Source organism: Ralstonia sp. 110700041-2, assembly GCF_056280165.1.
Genome location: NZ_JBSFAI010000005.1, coordinates 272,948 through 297,388, shown reverse-complemented (window position 1 = coordinate 297,388; position 24,441 = coordinate 272,948). Strand labels below are relative to the sequence as shown.

The 24,441-nt window shown below is 63.9% G+C and carries 22 protein-coding genes and 1 tRNA gene; 9 read left to right on the top strand and 14 right to left on the bottom strand.

Annotated elements, in window-relative coordinates; genetic code table 11:
• Positions 1-37 precede the first annotated feature (37 nt).
• Genes ubiU through ACUXH0_RS09795 form a run of 4 tightly spaced genes read left to right on the top strand, consistent with a single transcriptional unit; the run spans position 38 to position 2,774 of the window.
• A complete protein-coding gene (gene ubiU / locus ACUXH0_RS09810) occupies positions 38-1,054 on the top strand; it encodes a ubiquinone anaerobic biosynthesis protein UbiU (RefSeq protein WP_004634371.1) in 1,017 nt (338 codons plus the stop codon).
• Between the two features lie 10 nt (positions 1,055-1,064).
• Positions 1,065-1,949, top strand: a complete 885-nt coding sequence (locus ACUXH0_RS09805; protein WP_012436009.1) for a U32 family peptidase — start codon at positions 1,065-1,067, stop codon at positions 1,947-1,949.
• The gene (gene ubiT, locus ACUXH0_RS09800; protein WP_004634367.1) at positions 1,946-2,371 is read left to right on the top strand and encodes a ubiquinone anaerobic biosynthesis accessory factor UbiT; all 426 of its coding nucleotides are present in this window, start codon (positions 1,946-1,948) and stop codon (positions 2,369-2,371) included. The genes ACUXH0_RS09805 and ubiT overlap by 4 nt, the downstream gene beginning before the upstream one ends.
• Before the next feature lie 13 nt (positions 2,372-2,384).
• Positions 2,385-2,774 (top strand): putative zinc-binding protein, encoded by a 390-nt coding sequence (locus ACUXH0_RS09795; RefSeq protein WP_004634366.1) that lies wholly within the window; start codon positions 2,385-2,387, stop codon positions 2,772-2,774.
• 20 nt (positions 2,775-2,794) lie between these two features.
• On the opposite strand, the gene ACUXH0_RS09790 is transcribed toward ACUXH0_RS09795, so the two are convergent.
• From ACUXH0_RS09790 to ACUXH0_RS09770, 5 genes are all read right to left on the bottom strand, one after another.
• Positions 2,795-3,472, bottom strand: coding sequence for a Crp/Fnr family transcriptional regulator (locus ACUXH0_RS09790; protein WP_012436008.1), 678 nt, complete (start codon positions 3,470-3,472; stop codon positions 2,795-2,797).
• A gap of 4 nt (positions 3,473-3,476) precedes the next feature.
• Complete coding sequence (locus ACUXH0_RS09785) at positions 3,477-4,190, bottom strand: anaerobic ribonucleoside-triphosphate reductase activating protein (RefSeq protein WP_012436007.1); 714 nt, start codon at positions 4,188-4,190, stop codon at positions 3,477-3,479.
• On the bottom strand, positions 4,153-4,329 hold the full coding sequence (nrdD, locus tag ACUXH0_RS09780; protein ID WP_004634363.1) for an anaerobic ribonucleoside-triphosphate reductase: 177 nt from the start codon (positions 4,327-4,329) through the stop codon (positions 4,153-4,155). The genes ACUXH0_RS09785 and nrdD overlap by 38 nt, the downstream gene beginning before the upstream one ends.
• On the bottom strand, positions 4,326-6,389 hold the full coding sequence (locus ACUXH0_RS09775; RefSeq protein ID WP_012436006.1) for a ribonucleoside triphosphate reductase: 2,064 nt from the start codon (positions 6,387-6,389) through the stop codon (positions 4,326-4,328). Before ACUXH0_RS09775 ends, nrdD begins: the two co-directional genes overlap by 4 nt.
• A gap of 136 nt (positions 6,390-6,525) precedes the next feature.
• Complete coding sequence (locus tag ACUXH0_RS09770; protein ID WP_012436005.1) at positions 6,526-6,867, bottom strand: DHCW motif cupin fold protein; 342 nt, start codon at positions 6,865-6,867, stop codon at positions 6,526-6,528.
• Between the two features lie 368 nt (positions 6,868-7,235).
• Between ACUXH0_RS09770 and ACUXH0_RS09765 the strand changes: the two genes are divergently transcribed.
• Positions 7,236-8,513 carry a dicarboxylate/amino acid:cation symporter gene (locus ACUXH0_RS09765; protein WP_012436004.1) on the top strand — a complete coding sequence of 426 codons (1,278 nt, stop codon included), beginning with the start codon at positions 7,236-7,238 and terminating at the stop codon, positions 8,511-8,513.
• Between the two features lie 60 nt (positions 8,514-8,573).
• Here ACUXH0_RS09765 and murI read toward each other — a convergent pair whose 3' ends face one another.
• The 4 genes from murI to ACUXH0_RS09745 all read right to left on the bottom strand — a co-directional run bounded on the left by murI (position 8,574) and on the right by ACUXH0_RS09745 (position 12,756).
• Positions 8,574-9,422 carry a glutamate racemase gene (murI, locus tag ACUXH0_RS09760; protein ID WP_012436003.1) on the bottom strand — a complete coding sequence of 283 codons (849 nt, stop codon included), beginning with the start codon at positions 9,420-9,422 and terminating at the stop codon, positions 8,574-8,576.
• A 20-nt stretch (positions 9,423-9,442) separates the two neighbouring features.
• Positions 9,443-10,966 carry a fumarate hydratase gene (locus ACUXH0_RS09755; protein WP_004634356.1) on the bottom strand — a complete coding sequence of 508 codons (1,524 nt, stop codon included), beginning with the start codon at positions 10,964-10,966 and terminating at the stop codon, positions 9,443-9,445.
• A gap of 189 nt (positions 10,967-11,155) precedes the next feature.
• Positions 11,156-11,695 (bottom strand): TIGR00645 family protein, encoded by a 540-nt coding sequence (locus tag ACUXH0_RS09750; RefSeq protein WP_012436002.1) that lies wholly within the window; start codon positions 11,693-11,695, stop codon positions 11,156-11,158.
• 89 nt (positions 11,696-11,784) lie between these two features.
• Positions 11,785-12,756: a DMT family transporter gene (locus ACUXH0_RS09745; protein WP_182594922.1), complete on the bottom strand. Its 972-nt coding sequence runs from the start codon at positions 12,754-12,756 to the stop codon at positions 11,785-11,787.
• Between the two features lie 203 nt (positions 12,757-12,959).
• On the opposite strand from ACUXH0_RS09745, the gene acs reads away from it, so the two are divergent.
• Entirely contained in the window at positions 12,960-14,942 is a 1,983-nt protein-coding gene (gene acs, locus ACUXH0_RS09740; protein ID WP_004634351.1) for an acetate--CoA ligase, read from the top strand.
• A gap of 22 nt (positions 14,943-14,964) precedes the next feature.
• Entirely contained in the window at positions 14,965-17,028 is a 2,064-nt protein-coding gene (locus ACUXH0_RS09735; protein WP_012436000.1) for a sodium:solute symporter family protein, read from the top strand.
• A 121-nt stretch (positions 17,029-17,149) separates the two neighbouring features.
• Here the strand turns inward: ACUXH0_RS09735 and ACUXH0_RS09730 are convergent, their stop codons facing one another.
• The 5 genes from ACUXH0_RS09730 to ACUXH0_RS09710 form a co-directional block, all read right to left on the bottom strand.
• Entirely contained in the window at positions 17,150-17,953 is an 804-nt protein-coding gene (locus ACUXH0_RS09730) for a bestrophin-like domain (protein WP_182594923.1), read from the bottom strand.
• Between the two features lie 4 nt (positions 17,954-17,957).
• A complete protein-coding gene (locus tag ACUXH0_RS09725) occupies positions 17,958-18,986 on the bottom strand; it encodes a hypothetical protein (RefSeq protein WP_012435998.1) in 1,029 nt (342 codons plus the stop codon).
• A 316-nt stretch (positions 18,987-19,302) separates the two neighbouring features.
• Positions 19,303-20,865: a methyl-accepting chemotaxis protein gene (locus ACUXH0_RS09720; protein ID WP_012435997.1), complete on the bottom strand. Its 1,563-nt coding sequence runs from the start codon at positions 20,863-20,865 to the stop codon at positions 19,303-19,305.
• 140 nt (positions 20,866-21,005) lie between these two features.
• Entirely contained in the window at positions 21,006-21,173 is a 168-nt protein-coding gene (locus ACUXH0_RS09715; protein ID WP_012435996.1) for a hypothetical protein, read from the bottom strand.
• 217 nt (positions 21,174-21,390) lie between these two features.
• Complete coding sequence (locus ACUXH0_RS09710) at positions 21,391-23,397, bottom strand: CocE/NonD family hydrolase (RefSeq protein ID WP_012435995.1); 2,007 nt, start codon at positions 23,395-23,397, stop codon at positions 21,391-21,393.
• A 527-nt stretch (positions 23,398-23,924) separates the two neighbouring features.
• On the opposite strand from ACUXH0_RS09710, the gene ACUXH0_RS09705 reads away from it, so the two are divergent.
• Both ACUXH0_RS09705 and ACUXH0_RS09700 read left to right on the top strand, forming a co-directional pair.
• Positions 23,925-24,206, top strand: a complete 282-nt coding sequence (locus ACUXH0_RS09705) for a DUF7696 family protein (protein WP_004634341.1) — start codon at positions 23,925-23,927, stop codon at positions 24,204-24,206.
• Positions 24,207-24,338: 132 nt separating this feature from the next.
• Positions 24,339-24,429, top strand: a tRNA-Ser gene (locus tag ACUXH0_RS09700).
• Positions 24,430-24,441: the final 12 nt, after the last annotated feature.

Sequence of the window (24,441 nt, the reverse complement as noted above, 5' to 3'; positions counted from 1 at the left end):
AAAACCACATTGGCTGACAAGTCGCAGACTGGCCGCCATGACACAGAACGCTTCCCCCATTGAACTCGTGGCGCCCGCCGGCAGCCTGGCCGCGCTCAAGGCCGCGGTGGAAGCCGGGGCCGACTCCGTCTACCTCGGCTTGAAGAATGCGACCAACGCGCGCAACTTCGCCGGCCTGAACTTTACCGAGAGCGACATCCGCGCCGGCGTCGAATTTGCGCATCGGAAAGGGCGCCAGGTGCTGTTTGCCATCAACACGTTTCCGCAGCCTGGCCGTGCCATCGAGTGGCGCATGGCAATCGATGCTGCCTACATGCTGGGCGCCGATGCCGTGATCCTGGCCGACCCCGGGCTGATGGCCTATGCATGCGAGCGCTATCCCAACCTTCGGCTGCATCTATCCGTGCAGGGTTCGGCAACGCATGCCGATGCCATCGAGCTGATGCGTGAGCAGTTCGGCATCCACCGCGCCGTCCTGCCACGCGTGCTGACCTTGACCGAAGTCGAACGTGTAATCCAGCAGACCTCGGCGCAGATTGAGGTGTTCGGCTTTGGCAGCCTGTGCGTGATGGCTGAAGGGCGTTGCCTGCTGTCGTCGTATGCCACGGGCGATTCTCCCAATAACAAGGGCGTGTGTTCGCCCGCGCATGCGGTGCGCTGGGTGGAGCGCGACGGCAACCTGGATGCACGCCTGAACAACATCATGATCGACCAATACGCACCCGGCGAACCGGCTGGATATCCGACGCTGTGCAAGGGGCGCTTTCTCGTCGACGGTGAGGTCGATCACGCGCTCGAAGAACCCACGAGCCTCAATGCGCTCAGTCTGTTGCCCAGGCTGCTCGCCATGGGTGTGTCGGCGATCAAGATCGAGGGGCGCCAGCGCAGTCCGGCGTACGTTGCGCAGGTGGTGGCCACATTGCGCGCCGCATTGGATGCTGCACAGGCGGACCCGGCGCGCTTCTCGGTCAAGCCCGATTGGCAGGCCGCACTCGTGCGCCACGCAGAAGGCGCGCACGTCACGCAAGGTGCGTTTGATCGGCCCTGGAAATAGAAGGCACATCATGTCCTACGAAATTTCGCTTGGTCCGCTGCTGTACTACTGGCCGCGGCTACAGACGTTCGACTTTTACGCAGAAGTGGCCGCTAGCCCTGTCGACATCGTCTATGTGGGCGAGACGGTTTGCAGCCGCCGCCACGAATTGCGCGCGGACGACTGGCTCGATATCGCCGCCATGCTGCGCGAGGCTGGCAAGTCGGTTGTGCTGTCGACGCGCACGCTCATCGAAACCAGTGCCGAGGCGCAGGCGTTGCGCAAGCAGTGTCAGCAGGACGTCTGGATGGTCGAAGCCGGCGAGCTTGGCGCCGTGCGGTTGCTGAACGGTCGGCCATTCGTTGCCGGGCCGCATTGCAACGCGTATCACGGCGCGACCCTGGCGTGGCTGGCTGGGCTGGGCGCGGTGCGTGCGGTCATGCCGCTGGAGATGAGCCAGGCCACTCTGGCCGATCTGATGCGCGAGAAGCCGGCCGAGTTGGGGATCGAAGCGATGGTGTGGGGACGCTTGCCGCTGGCATTTTCCGCACGCTGCTTTACGGCGCGGCACTTTCGCCTCAACAAGGACGACTGCGGATTCCGCTGCATCGAGCATCCCGATGGCCTGGCGGTGCGCACGCGCGAAGGGCAGGAGTTTCTCGCCATCAACGGTATCCAGACGCAATCAGGGCAATGCCTCGACATTCTCGATCAGGCGCCCGCGCTGTCTGCGCTGGGTGTGAAGGTGTTGCGTGTCAGCCCGCAATCGCGAGGCACGCTGGACGCCGTGGCAGCACTGGATGCCCTGCGCCTGGGCCTGCCTGTGCGGGACGTGCAGCCGCCGGAGGGCATTGGGCGCTGCAATGGCTACTGGCATGGGCAGTCCGGTATTGAATGGCTGGAGATGCCGCAATGACGCGCCTGCGCCCACCCGAAGTCTTCGTTCGCATGGCGCGCAGCCTACCGGTGCCGCTCACATCGTTCCCCTTTGTGATGGGGCTCGATCTGGCCCGCCGCCTGTCTTGGCTGACGCCGCCACCGGAGTTGGACGGGCGGCGCTTTGCCATCACCGTGGAGGACCTGGGCTTGCGCGCCTGTTTTTGCTGCCGCGGTGGAGCGTTCCACATGTTTTCTGCGTCAAGCTCCGAACCTGAGTTGGAGTTGCGTGCAGGCATGGGCGATTTCGTTGCGCTCATTCGCGGCACTGCCGACGCGGACACGCTGTTCTTCCAGCGCCGCCTCAAGATTGCGGGCGACACGGAGCTTGGGCTGATCGTCAAGAACTGGCTCGATGCGGCCGCACGCCCGGCGTGGCTTGCACGCTGGCAATCGCGGTAGGGAGAGGGGCGCCATGTCATCACGCGCGTTGCCCCTCGTCTATGCCTGCTCGGGTTGTTCGAGCGTGGCGCAAGCGGCAAACCGCCTGGCCGTGGATTTGGACCGTGCAGGCAGGGCAGAGATGTCTTGCATCAGCGGTGTCGGCGGCGGGGTTCGCGCGCTCGTCAAGACAGCACGCAGCGGGCGGCCTATTCTCGCGCTCGACGGTTGTGCACTGGCGTGCGTCAAGGCCTGTCTGGCAACGGCGGGCGTGGCACCGGACGTTCACCTCGTGCTCAACCAGTGCGGCGCCAAGAAGCGTTATCACGCTGATTGCAGCGACGATGAATTGAGTGCTGCCGCCGCGCTGGTGGATGATGCCGTCAACACGCTCAAGCATCGGCTCGACACCGCAGGCGATTGACCTGCGTCGAGCTTCTACTGTTATCCCGCGATGAGCTGACGCTGCAACGCCGTGGTGTTTTGGATCACGACCTCGCGGCCTTCCACGCGGATCAACCCGTCGCGAATCAACTGTCGCAGCGTGCGGGAAAGCGTGGCCGGTGCCAGCCCAAGCTTGGACGCGACCAGACTCTTGCTGCATGGAAACCGCGTGCGATCAAACTTGCGCGGCAGCGAGAGCAAATACCCGATCAGCCGTTCATTGGCGCTTTGCAGGTTCACGGTTTCGATGTCGCACATCAGCGTGTGCAGGCGGGTGGACAGCCCCGTCAACATCTGCCGCGCCAGGCGCGGATGCACGTGGAGTGCATCGTCGACGCCGCGCTTACCGATCCAGACAAGCAGGCTGTCTTCCATGGCTTGCGCATCTGCCGCGTGGGGGCGGTTCAGAAACATGAAGGGCTCACCAAACCACTCGCCGGGCCCGAAGAACTCGATGACCTTGCATTGGCCGTGCGCCCCCGGCAATACGAGTTTGATCGCACCGACCACCACGACATAGAAGCCATCGGCGTGGTCGCCACGGCGAAACGCGAAGTCGTGCCGCGACACGCGCACTGCGTGGCTGTCGCGCGCGAGCAAGGCAATGTCATCGTTGTCGAAGTCCAGGAACAGTGGGCTGTGCTTGAGCAGATCGCCCACATTGAGGGGGTCTTGCATGGTGTCACCGGCAACAGAAAGAAGAAAAGCTGGCAGCCAATGCGCGCTGAGTGCTCTCGCTGGGCAGCGTGATGGCCGGGGTTCCGGGGGCACTTCGGTAGGCTTGTAGTGCGTAGTGTTTCACGCCGCGCCGGCTGAGGTTTTGCGCCAGCGCAAGAAGTTGCGGTTCCGGCAACCAGTCGGGGTGCCATGTCGTGCGGCATTCGAATGCGCCGCCGTTCTGCAGCAGAAGATCCAGGCACGCATCGACCGGCGCTGCGCTGCCGCGGCGGCCCGTGAGCGCGTCGTAGTGCGGTGCGCTGGTCTTGATGTCGAGCCCCACCCAGTCCACCTGCGGCAGTACGTCGGCCAGGCGCGCCGGATAGATACCGCCGGTGTGCAGGCCAATCTTGTAGCCGAGCGCCCGCACGTCGCGTATCAGTTGCGGCAGGTGCGGCTCGCTCAGCGGTTCACCGCCCGAGAAGACCACCGCATCGAGCAGGCCCTTGCGACGCTGCAGAAAGGCGAAGACGTCGTCCCAATCCAGCGTGCGTGTCCGGGTCTGTAAGTGCGGGTTGTGGCAGTAATGACAGCGCCACGGGCAGCCGGCCACGAACACCACCGCCGCAAGCTGCCCGGGCCAGTCGACGCTGGAAAAAGGTGCCAGGCCGCCGATGGCCGGCGGCGGGCAGTGCGGTTGCTCAGCGGGCGCGGTCTTCAACGAAGAAGCGGCGTTCACGGAATTCCCCTTGCTTGCCGATATTGAATGAGCTGACGGGCCGGTGATAGCCCATCACGCGGGTCCAGACTTCGCAGCGCGTGCGCTGGCTGTCGTCGAGTGCAACGGTGCGGTTGGTGGTTTGTGCAACGGTGGTCATACGGAGGCTCCTTCGTGATGGAGGTGGGTGGAAGAACCTGGGGTGCCGGCCCCTGTGCAGCCGCACTTGCCGTGGGGCTGCTGGGCCAGCAGATCTGCATCGCATTTCGGACAGAACGTGTGATGGCCGGACAGATAGCCGTGCTTCGGGCAGATCGAAAACGTCGGGGTGATGGTGATGTACGGCAGGCGGAAGTTGGCCAGCGCGCGGCGCACGAGTTCCTTGCATGCCTGCGGCGATGAGATCGCTTCGTTCATGTACAGGTGCAGGACCGTGCCGCCCGTGTACTTGCTCTGCAGTGCTTCCTGGCGCGCCAGCGCTTCAAACGGATCGTCGGTGTAGCCGACGGGCAACTGGCTTGAGTTGGTGTAATACGGCTGCGCTGCCGTGCCGGCCTGCAGGATGCCAGGCCAGCGCTTGCGGTCTTCGCGGGCGAAGCGGTAGGTAGTGCCCTCTGCGGGTGTGGCTTCAAGGTTGTACAGGTGCCCCGTCGCCTCCTGGAATTCCGTCATGCGCTGACGTACGTGGTCGAGCAGGCGCACCGCCATGGCATGGCCGAATGGCGTGGTGATGTCGTCGGCATCGTGTGTGAAGTTGCGCACCATTTCGTTGATGCCGTTCACGCCCAGCGTACTGAAGTGGTTGCGCAGCGTGCCCAGGTAGCGGCGCGTGTATGGATACAGCCCCTGATCGATCAGCCGCTGCACGAACTTGCGCTTGACCTCCAGCACATCGCGGCCGAGGGCGAGCAGCGTGTCCAGCCGCGCCAGCAGCGCTGCCTCATCGCCCGCGTAGAGATACCCCAGTCGTGCGCAGTTGACGGTCACGACGCCGATGGACCCGGTCTGCTCAGCCGAGCCAAACAACCCGTTGCCGCGCTTGAGCAGTTCGCGCAGGTCAAGCTGCAGGCGGCAGCACATCGAGCGCACCATGTGCGGCTCCAGATCGGAGTTGAGGAAGTTCTGGAAGTAGGGCAGCCCGTAGCGCGCCGTCATCTCGAACAGCAACGTTGTGTTTGGGTGCTCCCAATCGAAGTCCGACGTGATGTTGTAGGTCGGTATCGGGAACGTGAACGCGCGGTCTTTCGCATCGCCGGCCATCATGACCTCGATATACGCGCGGTTGATCATGTCCATCTCGGGCTGGAGATCGCCATAGGTGAAGGGCATCTCTTCGCCGCCGATGTAAGGAACCTGTTCGCGCAGGTCGGCCGGGCAAGTCCAGTCGAACGTGAGGTTGGTGAACGGCGTTTGCGTGCCCCAGCGGCTGGGTACGTTCAGGTTGTAGATCAGTTCCTGCATGGACTGCTTGACCGCGGCATACGACATCGCGTCGCGGCGGATGAACGGCGCCATGTAGGTATCGAACGAACTGAACGCCTGCGCGCCGGCCCACTCGTTCTGCAGCGTGCCCAGAAAGTTGACGATCTGCCCGATGGCTGCGGACATATGCCGCGGCGGCGTTGCCTCCACCTTGCCCGGCACGCCGTTGAATCCCTCCGTCAGCAACTGCCGCAACGACCAGCCTGCGCAGTAGCCCGAGAGCATGTCGAGATCGTGGATGTGGAGGTCGCCCTCGCGGTGCGCCGTGCCCGCTTCGGGGCTGTAGACGTGCGAAAGCCAGTAGTTGGCCGTGACCTTGCCCGCCACGTTCAGGATCAGGCCGCCCAGGCTATAGCCCTGATTGGCGTTGGCGTTGACGCGCCAGTCGCGCTGCTCGAGGTACTCCTCCATCGTGCTTTCGACATCGACCAGCGTGTGCTTGAGCGAACGCAGCCGGGCGTGCTGTTCGCGGTAGACGATGTAGGCGCGCGCGGTGCGCCAATAGCCGGCGTCCACCAGCACCTCTTCCACGCAGTTCTGGATGATTTCGATACCTGGGCAGGGGAGCGGCGCAAGATGTGCAACCACGCCTGAGGTCAGGTGCTGCGCCTCGATGGTGTCGAATTCGCCGGTGGCCTGGCCGGCTGCGGCGATGGCCTGTCGGATCTTCTGCGCATCGAACGGCGCCAATGAACCGTCGCGCTTGGTGACTTGCCCAGTGACCTGTGTGCCCGTCATGAGGTACTCCATATAGTGGTATGGAGTCAGACTAGCACTACATATTGTGGTCTGTGAGCCTTAAAGACCTGGATCTTTGAATCGCTTGACCCCGGTCAACCGGGGCCGGGGCCGATGCACTAGCCGGGTGTCCCGGTCAGTCAACGATGAATAGTCGAGCGCCCTTTTTGGTGGTCGACTGATGGGCTTCGGCATCGTCGCCCACCTGATAGCTCATACCGGGCGTGAGCGTGAACGTGCGGCCGTCTTCCAGTGTGGTTTCCAGTTCGCCGTCAAGGCAGAACAGGATGTGGCCCTTCTTGCACCAATGGTCGGCCAGGTAGCCAGGCGTGTACTCCACCATGCGCACGCGGATGCGGTCCGACTCGTCGCCAAAGTAGCGCGTGCGCCAGATCGCCATGCCGGTTTCGCCGGCATGTTCGGTAGGTTCAACGGCAGACCAGTCGGTTGTGCCGAAGGCGAAGAGCGCCATTTTCATTGCAGGGCTCCGGTGGTGACATAAGCCCATGATGCTATCAGCGGCATACGTGGTACAGGCGTCGCTTTTCATGTGCTCGAAACAGCGCTTGTTGGTATGCCCCGACGGCATTGCGTGTCGCTCAATAATCCGCTTCGCACTGCCCAATTCCAATGCTCATGCGGCGTCGCAGCAGGGTGTCAACGGCGCCATATCGATGTATGCAGAAATTGCATGGTGCTATGCAACATCGACATAACGATCGCCATGCGCTTCTCTAATATCGTCGCTTTTTACAAAGCGTGATGAACTTGGGCCAGCCCTTGGCCCCATGAGATCCGCGTCTGTCGCGCGCCGCCTTCCGGCCACGGTATTCCTTGGAGAAAGTCTTGAACACCAAACGTCTGACCTCCCACATTGGGCTGGCAATGCTGCTGGGCATTGCCGTCGGCTGGGGTTGCCACGAATACGCCAAGGACGCTGCGGCGGCCAAGGACATCGCTTCGTACTTCAGCATCATCACCGACATCTTCCTGCGCATGATCAAGATGATCATTGCGCCGCTGGTGTTCTCGACCCTGGTGACGGGCCTGGCAAGCATGAGTGGCGGCCGTTCGGTGGGCCGCGTGGGCCTGCGCGCGATGATCTGGTTTGTGTGCGCGTCGGCCACGTCGCTGGCGCTGGGCATGCTGCTGGTCAACTTCTTCCAACCCGGCATGCACATGAACCTGGCGCTGCCGGATGTGTCGGCCACGTCGGGCCTGAAGACGGGTGACTTCACCCTCAAGGCCTTCATCACGCACGTGTTTCCGCGCAGCATCGTGGAGGCCATGGCCACCAACGAAATCCTGCAGATCTTGGTGTTTTCGCTGTTCTTCGGCGCCGCGCTGTCGACGATGAAGAATCCGATGGACAGTGTGATCGGCCGTGGCCTGGAAGAACTGACCAAGCTGATGTTCCGCATTACCGACTACGTGATGCGCTTTGCACCGCTGGGCGTATTTGCCGCCATGGCCGCTGCGATCACGGTGGAAGGCGTGGGCGTGCTGTGGACCTACGGCAAGCTGATCGGCGAGTTCTACCTGGGCCTGGCACTGCTGTGGGCGATCCTGTTCCTGGTGGGCTATGTGTTGCTGGGCCGCTCGCTGGGCCGTCTGCTTGGGCTGATTCGCGAGCCGACGCTGCTGGCGTTCGCCACCGCAAGCAGCGAATCCGCTTACCCGAAGACGATCGAGGCGCTGGACCGGTTTGGCGTGCCCAAGCGCATCTCCAGCTTCGTCCTGCCGCTGGGCTACTCGTTCAACCTGGATGGCTCGATGATGTACCAGGCGTTTGCGGTGCTGTTTATCGCGCAGGCCTACAACATCGAGATGAGCTTCACGCAACAGGTCACGCTGCTGCTGGTGCTGATGCTCACGAGCAAGGGGATGGCCGGCGTGGCGCGTGCATCGCTGGTGGTGGTGGCGGCCACGCTGCCGATGTTCCATCTGCCCGAAGCCGGTCTGCTGCTGATCATCGGGATCGACCAGTTCTTCGACATGGGCCGCACGGCAACCAACGTGATCGGCAACAGCCTGGCCACGGCCGTGGTGGCAAAGTACGAGCCGGCAGAAGACGAAGTGGCGGCGGACGTTGCCGAACCGGCAGTGCAACCGACGGTTGGCTGACATTCAGCCAAGATGACAATGCGCCGCCTTTCAGGGCGGCGTTGTCCTATTCGGGCGGCGTTATTCGGGCTGGGAAGCGAGCGACACCGCGACGGGGCTCAGGGGCGCGTCGCCAATGTCGACCCGCTGGGCCATTGGCGCCTCTCCGAGCAACGCAGCCACCATGGCTTGCAGCGGAAGCACATCGCCGGTGCTCATGAAGCATGGCGTTGCGGCTTGGCCCGATGCCTGCAATCCCGCTGCCGCGAGCGTGCGGCCCAGATGGCGCGCGACGGCGTGTCCGGTGTCGATCAATGTCAACCGGTCGCCCGCAATCTCATGGATGGCATCTTCCAGGAAGGGGTAGTGCGTGCAGCCGAGCACCAACGTGTCGGCATTCGCATCGAGCATCGGTTGCAGATAGGCGCGCAGCAGTTCCAGCACCGCGGGCGAGTGGGTATCGCCGCGTTCGATCAGAGGGACGAGGCCGTAGCCGGGCTGGCTCAGCACCTTGCAATCGCCAGAGGCACCCGCCAGCAGGCGCGCAAATTTCTCGCTACGCAGCGTGCTTTCGGTCGCGAGCACGCCGACCACACGGCTCTTCGACGTCGCAACTGCCGGCTTTAAGCCCGGCTCGACGCCAATCACCGGCACCGCGAGCTTTTCGCGCAGCACGTGCACGGCCTGCGCTGTGGCGGTGTTGCACGCGATCACCAGTGCCTTGCAGCCCTGGTCGACCAGCCATTCGCACACACGCAGCGTGCGATCGGCAATGTACTCGGGAGATTTTTCCCCGTACGGGGCATGGCGGGAATCCGCCAGGTAGAGAAGCGATTCGGCCGGCAGTTCGGCGCGAATCGCGCGCAGGACGGAGAGCCCTCCGAGGCCGGAATCAAAGACCCCGACCGGTGCCTGCGCGCGTGTCGTCATATTGAATGTGAATGAACGGATCAGCCCGCTGCGACCGGAATCTTGCCGATCTTCGCTTGCCATTCCGCCGGGCCGGTCTTGTGGACCGACGTGCCCGAGCTGTCCACGGCCACGGTGACAGGCATGTCCTTCACGTCAAACTCATAGATGGCTTCCATGCCAAGGTCTTCGAACGCCAGCACCTTCGAGCCGCGGATGGCCTTCGACACCAGGTACGCCGCGCCGCCCACGGCCATCAAGTAAGCCGACTTGTGCTTCTTGATGGACTCGATGGCGACCGGGCCGCGCTCGGCCTTGCCCACCATGGCGATCAGACCCGTCTGGGCGAGCATCGTCTCGGTGAACTTGTCCATGCGCGTGGCCGTGGTCGGGCCTGCCGGGCCGACAACCTCATCGCGCACCGGGTCGACCGGGCCGACGTAATAGATCACGCGGTTGGTGAAGTCGATCGGCAGCTTTTCGCCCTTGGCGAGCATGTCGGCGATGCGCTTGTGTGCGGCGTCGCGACCCGTCAGCATCTTGCCGTTCAGCAGCAGCGTCTGGCCGGGCTTCCACGAGGCAACTTCTTCCGGCGTGAGCGTATTCAGGTCGACGCGCTTCGACGTTTCCGTGTTCGGTGCCCACTCGACCTTCGGCCATTGCGACAGGTCCGGCGCTTCCAGTTTGGCAACGCCGCTGCCGTCCAGGGTGAAGTGCGCGTGGCGCGTGGCGGCGCAGTTCGGGATCATGGCAACCGGCAGGTTGGCTGCGTGCGTCGGGTAGTCCAGGATCTTCACGTCGAGCACGGTGGCCAGGCCGCCCAGGCCTTGCGCGCCAATGCCCAGCGCGTTGACCTTCTCATACAGCTCGATGCGCAGTTCTTCTGCGCGGTTGCTGGGGCCGCGGGCGATCAGGTCTTGAATGTCGATCGGCTCCATCAGGGCTTCCTTGGCCAGCAGCATGGCCTTTTCAGCCGTGCCGCCAATGCCGATGCCCAGCATGCCCGGCGGGCACCAGCCGGCGCCCATGGTCGGCACGGTCTTGAGCACCCAGTCGACGATCGAATCCGACGGATTCAGCATCACGAACTTCGACTTGGCTTCGGAGCCGCCGCCCTTGGCCGCGACGATCACGTCCACTGTGTCGCCCGGCACGATCGACATGTTGATCACGGCCGGGGTGTTGTCCTTCGTGTTGGTGCGTTTGCCAGCGGGATCAGCCAGCACGCTTGCACGCAGCTTGTTGTCGACGTCGTTGTACGCGCGGCGCACGCCTTCGTTGACCATGTCTTCCAGGCTCATCGTGGCGCCGTCCCAGCGCACGTTCATGCCGACCTTCAGGAACACGGTGACGATGCCGGTGTCCTGACAGATCGGGCGCTTGCCTTCGGCGCACATGCGGCTGTTGGTCAGGATCTGCGCGATGGCATCCTTGGCCGCCGGGCTCTGCTCCTGCTCATAGGCGCGGCCCAGAGCAGTGATGTAGTCCATCGGGTGGTAGTAGCTGATGTACTGCAGCGCGTCGGCGACGCTCTGGATGAGGTCTTCTTGACGAATGACGGTCATGGTGGGGGACCAACGTATAGGAATGAAAAGCCGGTGCGGCAGGGCAGTGGTCGGTGACCTTCACTCCCTGCCTGTGACCTGGACGGCGGGCGCCGCAGGCTCAAAACAGCCTAAGATCATACACCCAATGTCGGGCGCGGATTGTCCGAGCGCGTTCGTCGGAATCGCTGCGCCAACAAGGGCACAGCGTCAATGTGCGTCGGCAGCCTCGCCGTGCGGATGCGCGTGCGAAACGATGCGGTCCACCCAGGCCATCACCAGCGCAGACACCAGGAACGCTACGTGGATCACCACCTGCCACAGGATCGTGTGCGTATCTTTCTGGGCAGCGTCGATGAACGTCTTGAGCAGGTGGATCGACGAGATGCTGATCAGCGCCATCGACAGCTTCACCTTCAGCACCCCCGCGTTGACGTGGTCCAGCCACTCGGGCTCGTCTTCATGGCCCTCGATGCCGAGCTTGGAAACGAAGATGTCGTACCCCCCGATGATCACCATGATCAGCAGGTTGGAGATCATGACCACGTCGATCAGGCCCAGCACGGCCAGCATGATCTTGGTTTCGTCCAGGTCGCCCAGGTGCGAAACCAGGTGCCACACCTCGACGACGAAGAGGTACACATACGCTGCCTGGGCGATGATCAGCCCCAGGTAAAGCGGCAGTTGCAGCCAGCGGGAAAAGAAAATCAGGCGCGGAATCGGGCGCAGCGGGGCGATGGGCGACTTCATGGGTAGGACGGGCGAGTGGTCGAAAAACCGCGCGATTGTAACGGTCCGTGATTGCGGAATCGCTTACTGGAAAACGCGAGTGACGCGCTTCATTCCCGATCCAACGACGGATCGAGCGGGTCCAGCGGATCGGCCACACGGCCGCGCTGTCGCCCCCGCTGTATCGGCTGGCGTGGCCGGGCCGGCCGACTGGCCACGAGAATGCCCGCCACCACGCAAGCCAGCGCCACGCCATGCGGCCAGCCCGGCGTCTCGCCCAGCGCGACGACGCCGTAGGTGGCCGCCGCTATCGGCAGCACCGAGGTGAACACGCCTGCAAGGTGCGCCGGCACGTGCCGAATGCCCTTCATCCATAGCCAGAACGAGAAGATGCTGGCCGACAGCGCATACCAAAGCACCAGGCCCCAGATGGGCAGGGGCACACTCGAGACATCGAAGGTGAGCAGCGGCATCAGCCCCAGTGGCAGCATCAGCAGGCCGCCGATCAGGTGCGTGTACGCGCAGATCTCGATAGCGGGCAAGGTTTGCGTCAGCCGCCGCGACAGGATCACGTAGATCGATTCGCATAGCACCGCGCCCATCACCAGCGCATTGCCCAGCAGCGCCTGCGCCGCATCGGCAGGGGCAGCGCCCGAGGATTCGCCCCCACGGTAGGCATTGAGAATGGCGACGCCGGCCACCGCCAGCACCACCGACGCCAGCGTCCGCCCCGAAGGCTTTTCGCGCAGCACCAGCCACGACAGCAGTGCCACCGCGGCTGGAATCGTACTGGTGATGATGCCCGCGGCCAGCGCCGAGGTCAGTCGTACGCCGTTCAGCATCAGCAGCGTAAAACCGAACGTACCAAAGAAGGCCTGGAGGAACAGGTTAGTCCACTCGCCGCGCGTCACGCGGCGCATGCGCGCCGGCTTGTACCACGGCGCCATGCAGACGATGGCAATCAGAAAGCGCAGCAACGCAAACAGCATCACCGGCATGACGGCGACGATCGACTTGCCGAAACCGACGTTGCTGCCGACCAATGCCATGGCAGCAATCAGGAAAAGGGCGTGGATGGGCACAATGAGGAATCAGTGGAAACCGGCACGGGACGCGGCTCTCTTGCCGGCCATGTTGCGCTGCGATGCGTGCCGTAACAGGAAGTGACGCATTATAGTAGTGCCCTTCGCGTCGGCTTGCGGCGCAGAAATGCGTAAGGCTGGAGTCAGGTCAGCCCCTTAGATTCGCCGCAAAACGACTACAGACATCGCTATCAGGAGACACCATGGCTGGCATTGAATCTGTCCTGCAGGAAACGCGCGTGTTCAACCCGCCCGAATCCTTTGTCAAACAGGCAAACATCGCCGGCATGGATGCGTACCGTGCGCTGTGTGCCGAAGCCGAGCATGATTACGAAGGCTTCTGGGCGCGCCTCGCACACGAGCACCTGCTGTGGCACAAGCCCTTCAGCAAGGTGTTGGACGAGTCCAACGCACCGTTCTACAAGTGGTTTGAAGACGGCGAGCTCAACGCCTCGTACAACTGCCTCGAGCGCAACCTTGAGAACGGCAACGCCGACAAGGTCGCCATCATTTTCGAAACCGATGACGGCAAGGTCTCGCGCACCACGTATCGCGAACTCCACGCACGCGTCTGCCGCTTCGCCAACGGCCTGAAGGCGCTGGGCATCAAGAAGGGCGATCGCGTGGTGATCTACATGCCGATGTCGGTGGAAGGCATCGTCGCCATGCAGGCGTGTGCGCGTATCGGTGCGACGCACTCGGTGGTGTTCGGCGGGTTCTCGGCCAAGTCGCTGCAGGAACGCATCGTCGACGTGGGCGCCGTGGCGCTCATCACGGCGGACGAACAGATGCGCGGCGGCAAGGCGCTGCCGCTCAAGGCCATCGCCGATGAAGCGCTCGCCATGGAAGGCACGGACGCTGTCAAGCACGTGATCGTCTATCGCCGCACCAACGGCAATGTGAACTGGGTGGAAGGCCGCGACCGCGCGATGGACGAGGTCGAAGCCGGCCAGCCCGACACCTGCGAAGTGACGCCGGTGAGCGCGGAGCACCCGCTGTTCATCCTCTACACCTCAGGTTCGACCGGCAAGCCAAAGGGCGTGCAGCACAGCACGGGCGGCTACCTGCTGTGGGCATTGCTCACCATGCAGTGGACGTTCGACCTGAAACCTGACGACATCTTTTGGTGCACGGCCGACATCGGCTGGGTGACGGGGCACAGCTACATTGCGTACGGCCCGCTCGCGGCCGGCGCCACGCAGGTCGTCTTCGAAGGTGTGCCGACGTATCCCAATGCCGGCCGCTTCTGGGACATGATCCAGCGCCACAAGGTCAACACTTTCTACACCGCACCGACCGCGATCCGCTCGTTGATCAAGGCCGCCGAAGCGGACGAGAAGGTCCACCCCAAGCAGTACGACCTCTCCAGCCTGCGCCTGCTCGGCACCGTGGGCGAGCCGATCAACCCGGAAGCCTGGATGTGGTACCACACGAATATTGGCGGGGGCCGTTGCCCGATCGTCGACACCTTCTGGCAGACCGAGACCGGCGGTCACATGATGACGCCGCTGCCGGGTGCCACGCCGCTGGTGCCGGGCTCGTGCACGCTGCCGCTGCCGGGCATCATGGCTGCCGTCGTCGATGAAACCGGGCACGACGTGCCGAACGGGCAGGGCGGCATCCTGGTCGTCAAGCGTCCGTGGCCGTCGATGATCCGCACGATCTGGGGTGACCCGGAGCGCTTCAAGAAGAGCTACTTCCCGGAAGAGCTGGGCGGCAAGCTGTATCTGGCGGGCGATGGCTCCATCCGCGACAAGGACACCGGCTACTTCACCATCATGGGCCGCATCGATGACGTGCTGAACGTCTCGGGCCACCGCATGGGCACGATGGAGATCGAGTCGGCGCTGGTGGCGAACCCGATCGTGGCCGAAGCCGCCGTGGTGGGCCGCCCCGACGACATGACGGGCGAAGCCATCTGCGCGTTCGTGGTGCTCAAGCGCTCGCGCCCCGATGGCGACGAAGCCAAGCAGATCGCCAACGAGCTGCGCAACTGGGTCGGCAAGGAGATCGGGCCGATCGCCAAGCCGAAGGACATCCGCTTTGGCGACAACCTGCCCAAGACGCGCTCGGGCAAGATCATGCGCCGCCTGTTGCGCTCGCTGGCCAAGGGCGAGGACATCACGCAGGACACGTCCACGCTTGAGAACCCGGCCATCCTCGATCAACTGAAGGAAACGCGCTAACCGCCAGCGCTGGCCGCCAACCTTGGCCACCGACTCCCAACAAGACAGCCGCTTTCGCAAGCGGCTGTTTCTGTATTACGGGCTCTATACCGTAGGGCTGCTGCTCTTCATCGTGATGATGGGCGCGATCGAGCACGTGCGCGGGCCGGGCGTGTGGCTCGGCTACGTGTTTCTGTTCGTCACGATTGCCATCTATGCGTGCATCGGGCTGATCTGCCGCACGGCCGATCTGACCGAGTACTACGTGGCAGGGCGCCGTGTGCCGGCGTTCTTCAACGGCATGGCCACCGCGGCTGACTGGATGAGCGCGGCATCCTTCATCGGCCTGGCGGGCATCGTGTTCGCCTCGGGCTATGAAGGCCTCGCCTATGTGATGGGCTGGACGGGCGGCTACTGCCTCGTCGCTTTCCTGCTGGCGCCGTACCTGCGCAAGTTTGGCGGCTACACGGTGCCGGATTTTCTCGCCAACCGCTACGGCAACGGGGAGCGGGGCGGCAGTTCTGTCGTGCGTGGCATTGCGGTGCTGGGGGCGACGCTGTGTTCGTTCGTCTACCTCGTCGCGCAGATCCAGGGTGTGGGGCTGGTGGTCACGCGCTTTATCGGCGTGGAGTTTTCGGTGGGCGTGTTCTTCGGGCTGGCGGGCATACTGGTGTGCTCGTTCCTGGGGGGCATGCGCGCCGTGACCTGGACCCAGGTGGCGCAGTACATCATCATGATCGTGTCGTTCCTGGGCGTGGTGTCGATCATCGGCTGGCATCGGTATCACGATCCGGTGCCGCAGTTATCGACGGGTCGCCTGCTGGTGCAGATCGAGAAAGAGGAGCGGCGCATCGCGCATGACCCTGCCGAGCAGCACGTGCGTGACCACTTCCTGAACGAAGCTCAGGGGCTGCAGGAGCGTATCTCGCAGCTGCCGCAGTCGTTTGACCATGCCCGCGAAGCGCTGAATGCGCAGCTCAAGCTTGCACGCGAACGCAATGCGCCACTGCGCGAGATCAAGGCGCTGGAGCGCCAGCGCGAAGAGTTTCCGCCCGATGCGGCCACCGCGTCGATCCTCTGGAACGAGCAGCGCGAAGACGCGCTGGCGCGCAGCCGTATAGGGCCGCCATCCACCGAGCCATTCCCGTCGGCGTCGGAAAACGAGCGCGGCACCGAGCGGCTGAACTTCGTGCTGCTGGTGTTTTGCCTGATGGTTGGCACGGCGAGCCTGCCGCACATCCTCACGCGCTTTCACACCACGCCGTCGGTGCGTGAGACGCGCAACTCGGTGAGCTGGACACTCGTCTTCGTGGTGCTGCTGTATGTGTCGGCACCGGCGCTGGCGGCGCTCGTCAAGCTCGATCTGCTGCAGCACCTCGTGGGTGCGCCGTTTGCGGATCTGCCGCAATGGATTGTGCCTTGGCGCAAGGTCGACCCGCCCGTGTTTGCGCTGCATGACATCAACGGCGACGGCATCGTGCAGTGGGCCGAGGTGATGATGCAGCCGGACATGATCGTGCTGGCCGCGCCCGAGATTGCCGGGTTGCCGTACGTGTTGTCGGGCCTGATCGCGGCCGGTGCGCTGGCGGCGGCGCTGTCGACTGCCGATGGCCTGCTGCTGACCATCGCCAATGCGCTCTCGCACGATGTGTACTTCCACATGATCGACAACACGGCCAGCCACCAGCGGCGCGTGACGAGCGCCAAGGTAGTGTTGCTGGGCGTGGCTTTGCTGGCCGCCTATGTGACGTCATTGAAGCCGGGCAACATCCTCTTCCTGGTAGGGGCGGCCTTCTCGCTGGCGGCGTCGTGCTTCTTTCCGGTATTGGTGCTGGGCGTGTTCTGGAAGCGCACCAATCGTGCCGGGGCCATCGCGGGCATGCTGACGGGGCTGGCCGTGAGCGTTTACTACATCATCGCCAATTACCCGTTCTTCACGCGCATGACGGGCCTGCTTGGCCAGCCGTGGTTTGGTGTCGACCCCATTGCCTCGGGTGCGTTCGGCGTGCCGGCGGGGTTTGTCGCGGCGATTGTCGTGAGCCTGCTGACCAAGCCGAACCGGCCGGTGGTCGACAAACTCGTCGGCTACCTTCGCGATCCGCTGTAAAAAAACCGGCTCCCGACGAGCCGGCAAAGGGCAGGGCCGAAGTGTGGGGCTTCGGCCCCGGGGCTGGCCTCTCCCGCCAGCCCACATCGCGAGTGGAGGCAGCGCGGCGAAGTGGCGCGCCTCAGTCCGGTAACGGATTCATTTGCGGCTTGTCGTTCGATAGCGTCTGGATGGCCCGCTCAAGCGGCGCCGCACTGACGCTGACTTCGCCTGCAAAGGGCCGGTCCACGGCCAGCACAAAAAAGAACGCCAGGCCCAGCGTGGCCGCCCACACCACCACCAGCGCCATGTGAAAGCGCGTGGCCGGCAGCGCATAGAGCAGCACCAGCGACAAGCCGCTGGCGATCAACATCACGCCCCACAGCGTGCCGGGCATGGCGGCTTCCAGGTTCTGCAGGCGTTTCTCGCGGTACTTCACCATCTCGTTGACGCGGGCGAGCACTTCGATCAGCAACACGCGCTCGCGGTCGTCACGCGGCGTGATGCGGTTGGCCGTGGCGAACATGCTGTTGAATGCGACTTCCGTACCGGCATCCGGGCGCGCTTGCTGCTGCATGCTCGGCCATTCGTCGTGGACGACGCGGTCCAGATACATGATCAACTCGCGCCGCGCGGCAGCAGCGCTCGGGTGCGAGAACGCCGAAAGGTCGCGGGCAAGTTCCGTGGCGCACGCAGCTTCGGCGGCCACGATGTCCGCGGCGGCTTGATAGGCGCCCCACACCGAGATGGCCGAGAACGCGACCAGCAACGAGTTGATGGTGGTGACGGCCGTCATCATGGCGATGGTCATGTTGCGTTGTTCGGCGTCGAGCGTGACCGGAAAAATGCGGCGGAACAGCGCGTAGCCGGCCAACGCCACGAGGAGCGTCGCGAACACGATGACTGTGCCCATTGCCCATGCGGGGATGTTGTAGAGGAACAGCATGAGGTCACTCCTTGGAAGTGCCGCCGGCCGAGAGAGAGGGCGGCGGGGCGGCCGCGGGGTCGCTGGCGGCGAGCATGGCGCGCGTGAAGTCGGCCAGGCGTTTGCGCATCGCCTCGGGAGAGGCAGTGCCGTCGAGCGATTGCTGCAGATCGATCAGGTTGGCGGCGAGTTCGCTTTGCCACTGCGTGCGCTCGCTGGCGGCGCGGGCGCGGTAGGCCTGCATGGCGGCGTCGGCATCGGCCGATCGATCGCCGCGTACGAGTGTTTCGAGCGCGTCCACCAGCCGCTGAAGCAGCCGGTGCACAGCGGTGGCAGAGAAGCCGCCCAGCATGGCAAGCGCCGGTTTGCCGAAGCTGTGCATGCTGCCCTGGTCGAACAACTGCGCCGGCAGCATTTCGACGAGGATCAGCCCGGCAATCACGCCGAGGATCAACCGTGCGCCGTAAGAGGCGTCGTACTTCGGGTCGTACGTGGACGCGGCCACATAGCGATGCGCCTGAAACAGCGTGGCAAACGACGCGCCCAACCCCGCGCAGAACAGCAGGAACAGCGTGTTCCATAGCAGGGGCGCGCCGTCCGAATCCAGGAAGCCCCGGTCGATGTTCGCGCTCGACACGTCGGGCGACATGCCGGTGGCAATCACTGCGACCAGGAAGACGATCGCGGCGCCGGTCAGCAGCCGGATCAACGGTACAGGACCAAGCCACGCGAATGGATGAGCGCTGCGATGCTGCGCGTCGAGCAGCGTGACGGCCTGCGGCGTGGCCGGTGCAATGGCGGCTGCAAGCTTGCGGTGGATGGCCGCCAACGCGTGGTGCGGCGCAGCATGCGCCGGCATCTGGCCGTCGATGAGCGCGCCGAGCTGAGCGATGAGTTCCGGCGCGACCGGCAGGCCGTGGTGCAGGGCATAGCGCGCCATGGCCTCGCACTCTTCACGCAGTTGTTCAGCGAGGGCCGGAGCGGGTTGCGGCTGCGCTTGCGGTTGCGGCACCGCGCGCGGCCGCAGCCAGTGAGAGAGGGCGAGCGGGATCATGCGGGCCTTCCGCTACTGACTGGCTTGTGTGGCATGGCGGCGCCGAACAGGCTGCGCCGCAAGTCTGAGGTCTTTGCTTGCATGGTGACCTTCGTCGGCAGGGCGGGCCGTGCGCGGCCCCGGCTTGCTCCGTCGCGGGTGTTGAACGGGGCAAGTTCACTTTGCGTCGCGCGTGCAGGTCCGCCAATGCAGCGGAAGTCACGAACGACGGCCTAACGAAAGACACAGGAAATAAAAGAGAAAACGCCCGCGGCCTTTCGGCAGCGGGCGCAATGACAGCTTGGAGATGGCGGTTGCTACGGTGACTGTGCTGCGATCAGGCGTGTACGGCGTGCGGATCGACTCGGAAGAACGACATCGTGGCGTTCAGCTCCTGCCCCTGGTCCTGCAGCGATTGCGATGCGGCGGCGGCCTCTTCCACCAGCGCTGCATTGCGCTGCGTGACTTCATCCATTTGCGAGATCGCCTGATTGACCTGTTCGATGCCGCGCTTCTGCTCGACCGATGCAGCGGCAATCTCTTCCATGATGTGCGTGACGCGGGCCACGGCTTGCGTGACCTCCGTCATCGTCTCGCCGGCTTCTCCGGCCAGCGTGGAGCCGTCGTGAATGCGCTCCACCGACGAGGCGATCAGTTCCTTGATCTCCTTGGCGGCCGTTGACGAACGCTGCGCCAGGCTGCGCACTTCGCTGGCGACCACCGCAAAGCCGCGGCCCTGCTCGCCTGCACGTGCGGCTTCCACGGCGGCGTTCAACGCGAGGATGTTGGTCTGAAACGCAATGCCTTCGATGATGCCCGTGATGTCGGCGATCTTGCTCGAACGGTCGCTGATGTCCTGCATGGTGGACACGACCTGGCTGACGACCGTGCTGCCCTTGAGCGCCACCTCCGACGCGGTGGAGGCGAGCGCGGTGGCGTGCTGGGCGTTCTCGGCGTTCTGCTTCACGGTGGACGTCAGCTCTTCCATGCTGGCGGCTGTTTCCTGCAGCGACGACGCCTGGGCTTCCGTGCGCTGGCTCAGGTCGGCATTGCCGGCGGCAATCTGCTTGGCTGCACCGGCAACGCTGCTGCTGCTGTCGCGCACCTTGTCCACGATCTCGGTCAGGCGGTCATTCATGTCACGCAGGGCGGAGAGCAGGCGGCTCGTCTCATCCTTGCCGCGCACCTCGATGCGGCTGCTCAGATCGCCGCGTGCCACCGTCTGGGCGACGTTCACGGCGGTGCGGATCGGCTGCGTGATCGAGCGCGTGATGACCATGCCGGCGATCACTGCCAGCAGCACCGCGCCGATCGACAGGCCGGCCAGCAGGTTGCGCTGCATGACGTACTGCGCCTCATATGCCTGCACGAGCTGTTCCTGGCGCTCGTGCGTGTAGGTGGCGTACGCGTCGGTGGTCTTGATGAGCGCTGCCAGCAGCGGGCGGCACTCGTTGTCCATCTTCTGGACGGCTTCGTCGCGTTTGCCGGCCAGTGCCAGCCCGACGATGTCGGTCGCCACAGGGCCGTACTGTGCTTCCACGCGGTTGATGTCTTCCACCAGCGTACGGGCGCGGTCGGTTACGTCCTTGGCGCCCGCAATCATGTCGTTGAGCTGCTTGAGCTTGTTCTTCACATCGTCGTGCGCACGGAAGACGTCAGCCTTCTCCAGATCCAGGTCTTTTTGGGTGACCACGAGTACCAGGTTGCGTGCGGCAATGGCGCGGCGATCCACCGCCGTGCGCACGTCGTTCGCGACGTCTGCGCGGGCGCTGATGCCGTGCACGTAGTTCGAGAATCCTTCGGTCGATTCGGACAGCGCCCGCAGCGACATGCCCGACACGACGACAACAATGGCTGCCAGCACGCCAAAACCCGTGGTCAGCTTGGCTTTGATGGTCATCTGAGAAAGGTTCACAGCGTTCTCCGGTTTGCTGAATGACTTGAGATGTGGTCGCGCACCGGAGCGGCTTGAGAAAGACGGTCGACGACCACGTTTGTTATATGCAAGGTGCTGCTTACTTGAGAAAGATGCAGGTTATGTCATGGCGTGACCGATTTGTCTTCGTTGAATTTTCCGGTCTCCACAGGGTTATCGGCATTAAAAAGATAATCCTGAATAACTTTCTTATGCGCGTTTTCACTTAATGCAATTGAGGGGCCTTGTTTTGCCAGTGAAACCTTATCTGGAAAGGGTTGGGCCGCCATCATTCCGAATGGCGTGGGCGGTTATGCAAAATGTGTGGCGCCAAGGTTTTCCTACCCTATTCGCGTTACCTGGAGTCAGCTATCGCTATTTTCTCTGCATCGTTTGCCATGCGTGGTTTTACCTATGTATTTAGCTGGCTACCTATTTTTGTGGTGTCGGGTGTCTAAAGAAAACGGCCCGCCGAAGCGGGCCGTACGATTGCCACGAAGCGGGGTGTCGCTACAGCGCGGTGGCTGGTACCACGGGCAGGACCACCGTGGACGGATGCGCCGCATCGCTATAGACCGTCAGGACGCCGACGAGCGAGTTGAGCAGCGTAGGTAGTGGCGGCACACCTTGCGGCAGGTTGCTCGCGCCCACGGCCACCCGCAGCTTGTGGCCCTTGGCGATGAGCGCGCTGGTCGGGAACACCTCGACCGGCACCATCACGGCCTGGCCCGGCATGAGCGCCTGAACGGAGCCTGGGGTGAACGGATGCCATGGCTGGATCGACAGGCCGTTCATCGTGCGCGAACGGCTGGCGTCCACCGCGCGCAGCGAGGCCGTCTGGAGGCCATCGGTGAGTGGCGTGACGTTGCCTGCCGCGTCCACGTCGTCAATGCGTACCGAGACGCCGGCGTCCAGCGCGGTGGTGGAGATCCACATATCCGCTTCAATCGGCCCGTTGAGGTAGACATCGGCCGGCATGGGCGGCGTTTCGAACTTCACATCGGCGGCTTCGGCAAGGGTGTCGTCGGTCTGGCACGGTAGCGGGATGAAGCCCGTCAAACCGGCCGTCCATTGCGACAGGCTGATGGAGCACGCGCCATTCAGCGGCTGCTGTGCGACCTTGTTCGACGCTTCGTTGGCGGCCGGCGCGGTGGTCGACAGACTTTTGTCGCCGCGCAGGAAGAGCTGCTGCGCCTGCACCTGCGGATGCGGCCAGTCTGTGGCGGTAGCGTAGTGGCCGAGGCCGGTCACGTATTGCGTGACGTTGGGCAGCGCATCGGCGCCCACGTTCATGCCTTTGACGTACTGGTCGAACCATTGCAACTGAATGTGGTTCAGCGGCGGCACGCCATCGACCGGCAAACCGCTGCCCAACGCGGCCTGCAGATGCGTCCACGGGCCGATCAGCAACTTGGCCGGCGCCTGCGTCTTGATGCTCTCGTACGTGAGCGGCTCGCTGCGCTGGAAGAGATCGTGCAAGCCGCCCACCACGAAGGTCGGCACCCTGATCCTGTCGTCGTTTTCCAGTGGCGAGCGCGTCGCCCAGAACGCGCCGTCATAGGCGGTGGCCGGTGTGCCAAGCAGTGCCTGCAACATGGTCGGCAGCTGGAACGTCGTGACCGCAGACACCAGATGTTGCAGCACGGCTGGCAGACCGATGGACGGGTCTGTCACCAGCGTCGGATCGGTCAGGCTCAGCACCGACACCAGCCCGAACCACGCCGGGATGAACGTCAGATTGGTCTGCCCGCCGGTGAAGACGATGTCGCGGTAGCCATCGCCAATCGGCACGATGGGGAAGGCCGCCTTGACCGCCGGATGGTTCTGCGCCGCCGTGATGACCGTCGTGATGCCGAGGTACGACACGCCGTACAGGCCGATGGCGCCGTTGCTCCACGCTTGTTGCGTCACCCAGTCGACCACGTGGCCATAGTCGCTTTGCTCATCGGCGCCGAAGGCGTCCCATGTGCCTTGCGACTGGCCGGTGCCGCGCACGTCCACCACCACCGTCGCGTAGCCGTGCTGGACGATGTACGGATCGGCCGCGCCCAGCGCAGCACCGATCGAGGCTTCGTATTGCGCGTTGCCGCCGTTGTACGAGGTTTGCACGAGCACCGTCGGAAAGGAGCCCGTTGCGGCGTTGCCGGATGCGTCGGCGGGCAGCGTCACATATGCGGCGAGCTTCGTGCCGTCGGGCATCGAGATGTATTGCGTGGCTTGCCGGGCGACGCCCGCGTAGAGCACGGGCGGGTTGTAGTCGACCCACTTGGCGCCAGCGTTGCTCGTGATGGACGTGCCCGGCTGCGCGGGCGTGGCGCGCGTACCGAGCGTGGTCCAGTTGACTGCGGCCGGCTGTACCGGCGGTGTTGGCTGCGTGGTGGTGTTTGAATCTGCGCGGATGCTGTTGGCGACAGTCGAGCCATCATTGCCGCCGCAGCCCGAGAGCGAAAGCGCCGCGCACAGCAGTGCCGACATCAGCATGCGGCCGCGCCGCACACGTGGGGTGCCCATTTGCATGGGGTGTCTCCTCTTGAATGCTTTTGTTGTGTGGGGGGAATGGCCAGCGCGCCGAGGGTGGCGGCATGCGGCCGATCGCTTCCGGTTCAGAAGCGAAGCAAGCGAAGAGGCCGGCGCAGAAGAGGGGTGGGTGACACGACCGACCGCGCGCCAGCGGGCTTGGGCGCACGGATAAAGCACCAAGCATGCCCACCGCCCGTCACCACGCAGATGGCGTTGTACGGCGATATGGCACGTGTGTTGGGGCCCGGAACACCGCCCGCGTTACGTAACGTTCCGCGTAACGAGCCGCCTGACGCAGCGGTTTTCAGATGAGAATTTCGCACCCCACCGACGTAGGGATGCTCCCCGCAAAGCGCCGCCAACAGGGTGTTTCAAACAGATCAAAACAACAACGCACGCATGCAACACGCGCGAATTGAGCGGCTCATGGGTGTTGGCATGGACGTTGCATATTCAGGCTGCACGCCCGGCGCAGGGCGCCATACGAAGAGCGCAACAACAGCACAGACCGCAAGGGGGCCATCATGAATCGCAACATTCAAGACGTCGAGATTGCCGCTGCCATCGACTCGGACCTGCTCCGCCGCCGCGAGCAGTTTGCCGGTCAGCCCGCCGCGTGGCGGGTCTGGTCGGAGGCCGCGCACGTTGCCACATTGAATGAACGCGCACGCAACGCGTTTATCGAGCACGTTGCCAATAGCCGTGGTGCCGATATCGCCCTGCGCCTGCTGCTGAAAGCGCAGTCGATTCGCGATCAGGTTGCGCAGACGCTGATGACGAATGAGACACAAGCCACGCTGCATTGAGTTACGAGAGGGGATGCCGACCAGGTAAGTTGAGTCGGCGGTGGGATGCAAAAGGCCTTGTCGGGAGACCGGGCCTTTTGTTCGTGAGGGAAACTTGGCGAGACCGTGCAGTGTGCTACAATCGCGGGCTTCGGAGAGATGGATGAGTGGTTTAAGTCGCACGCCTGGAAAGCGTGTATAGGTTAATAACCTATCGGGGGTTCGAATCCCCCTCTCTCCGCCAGGAATCCAAGGC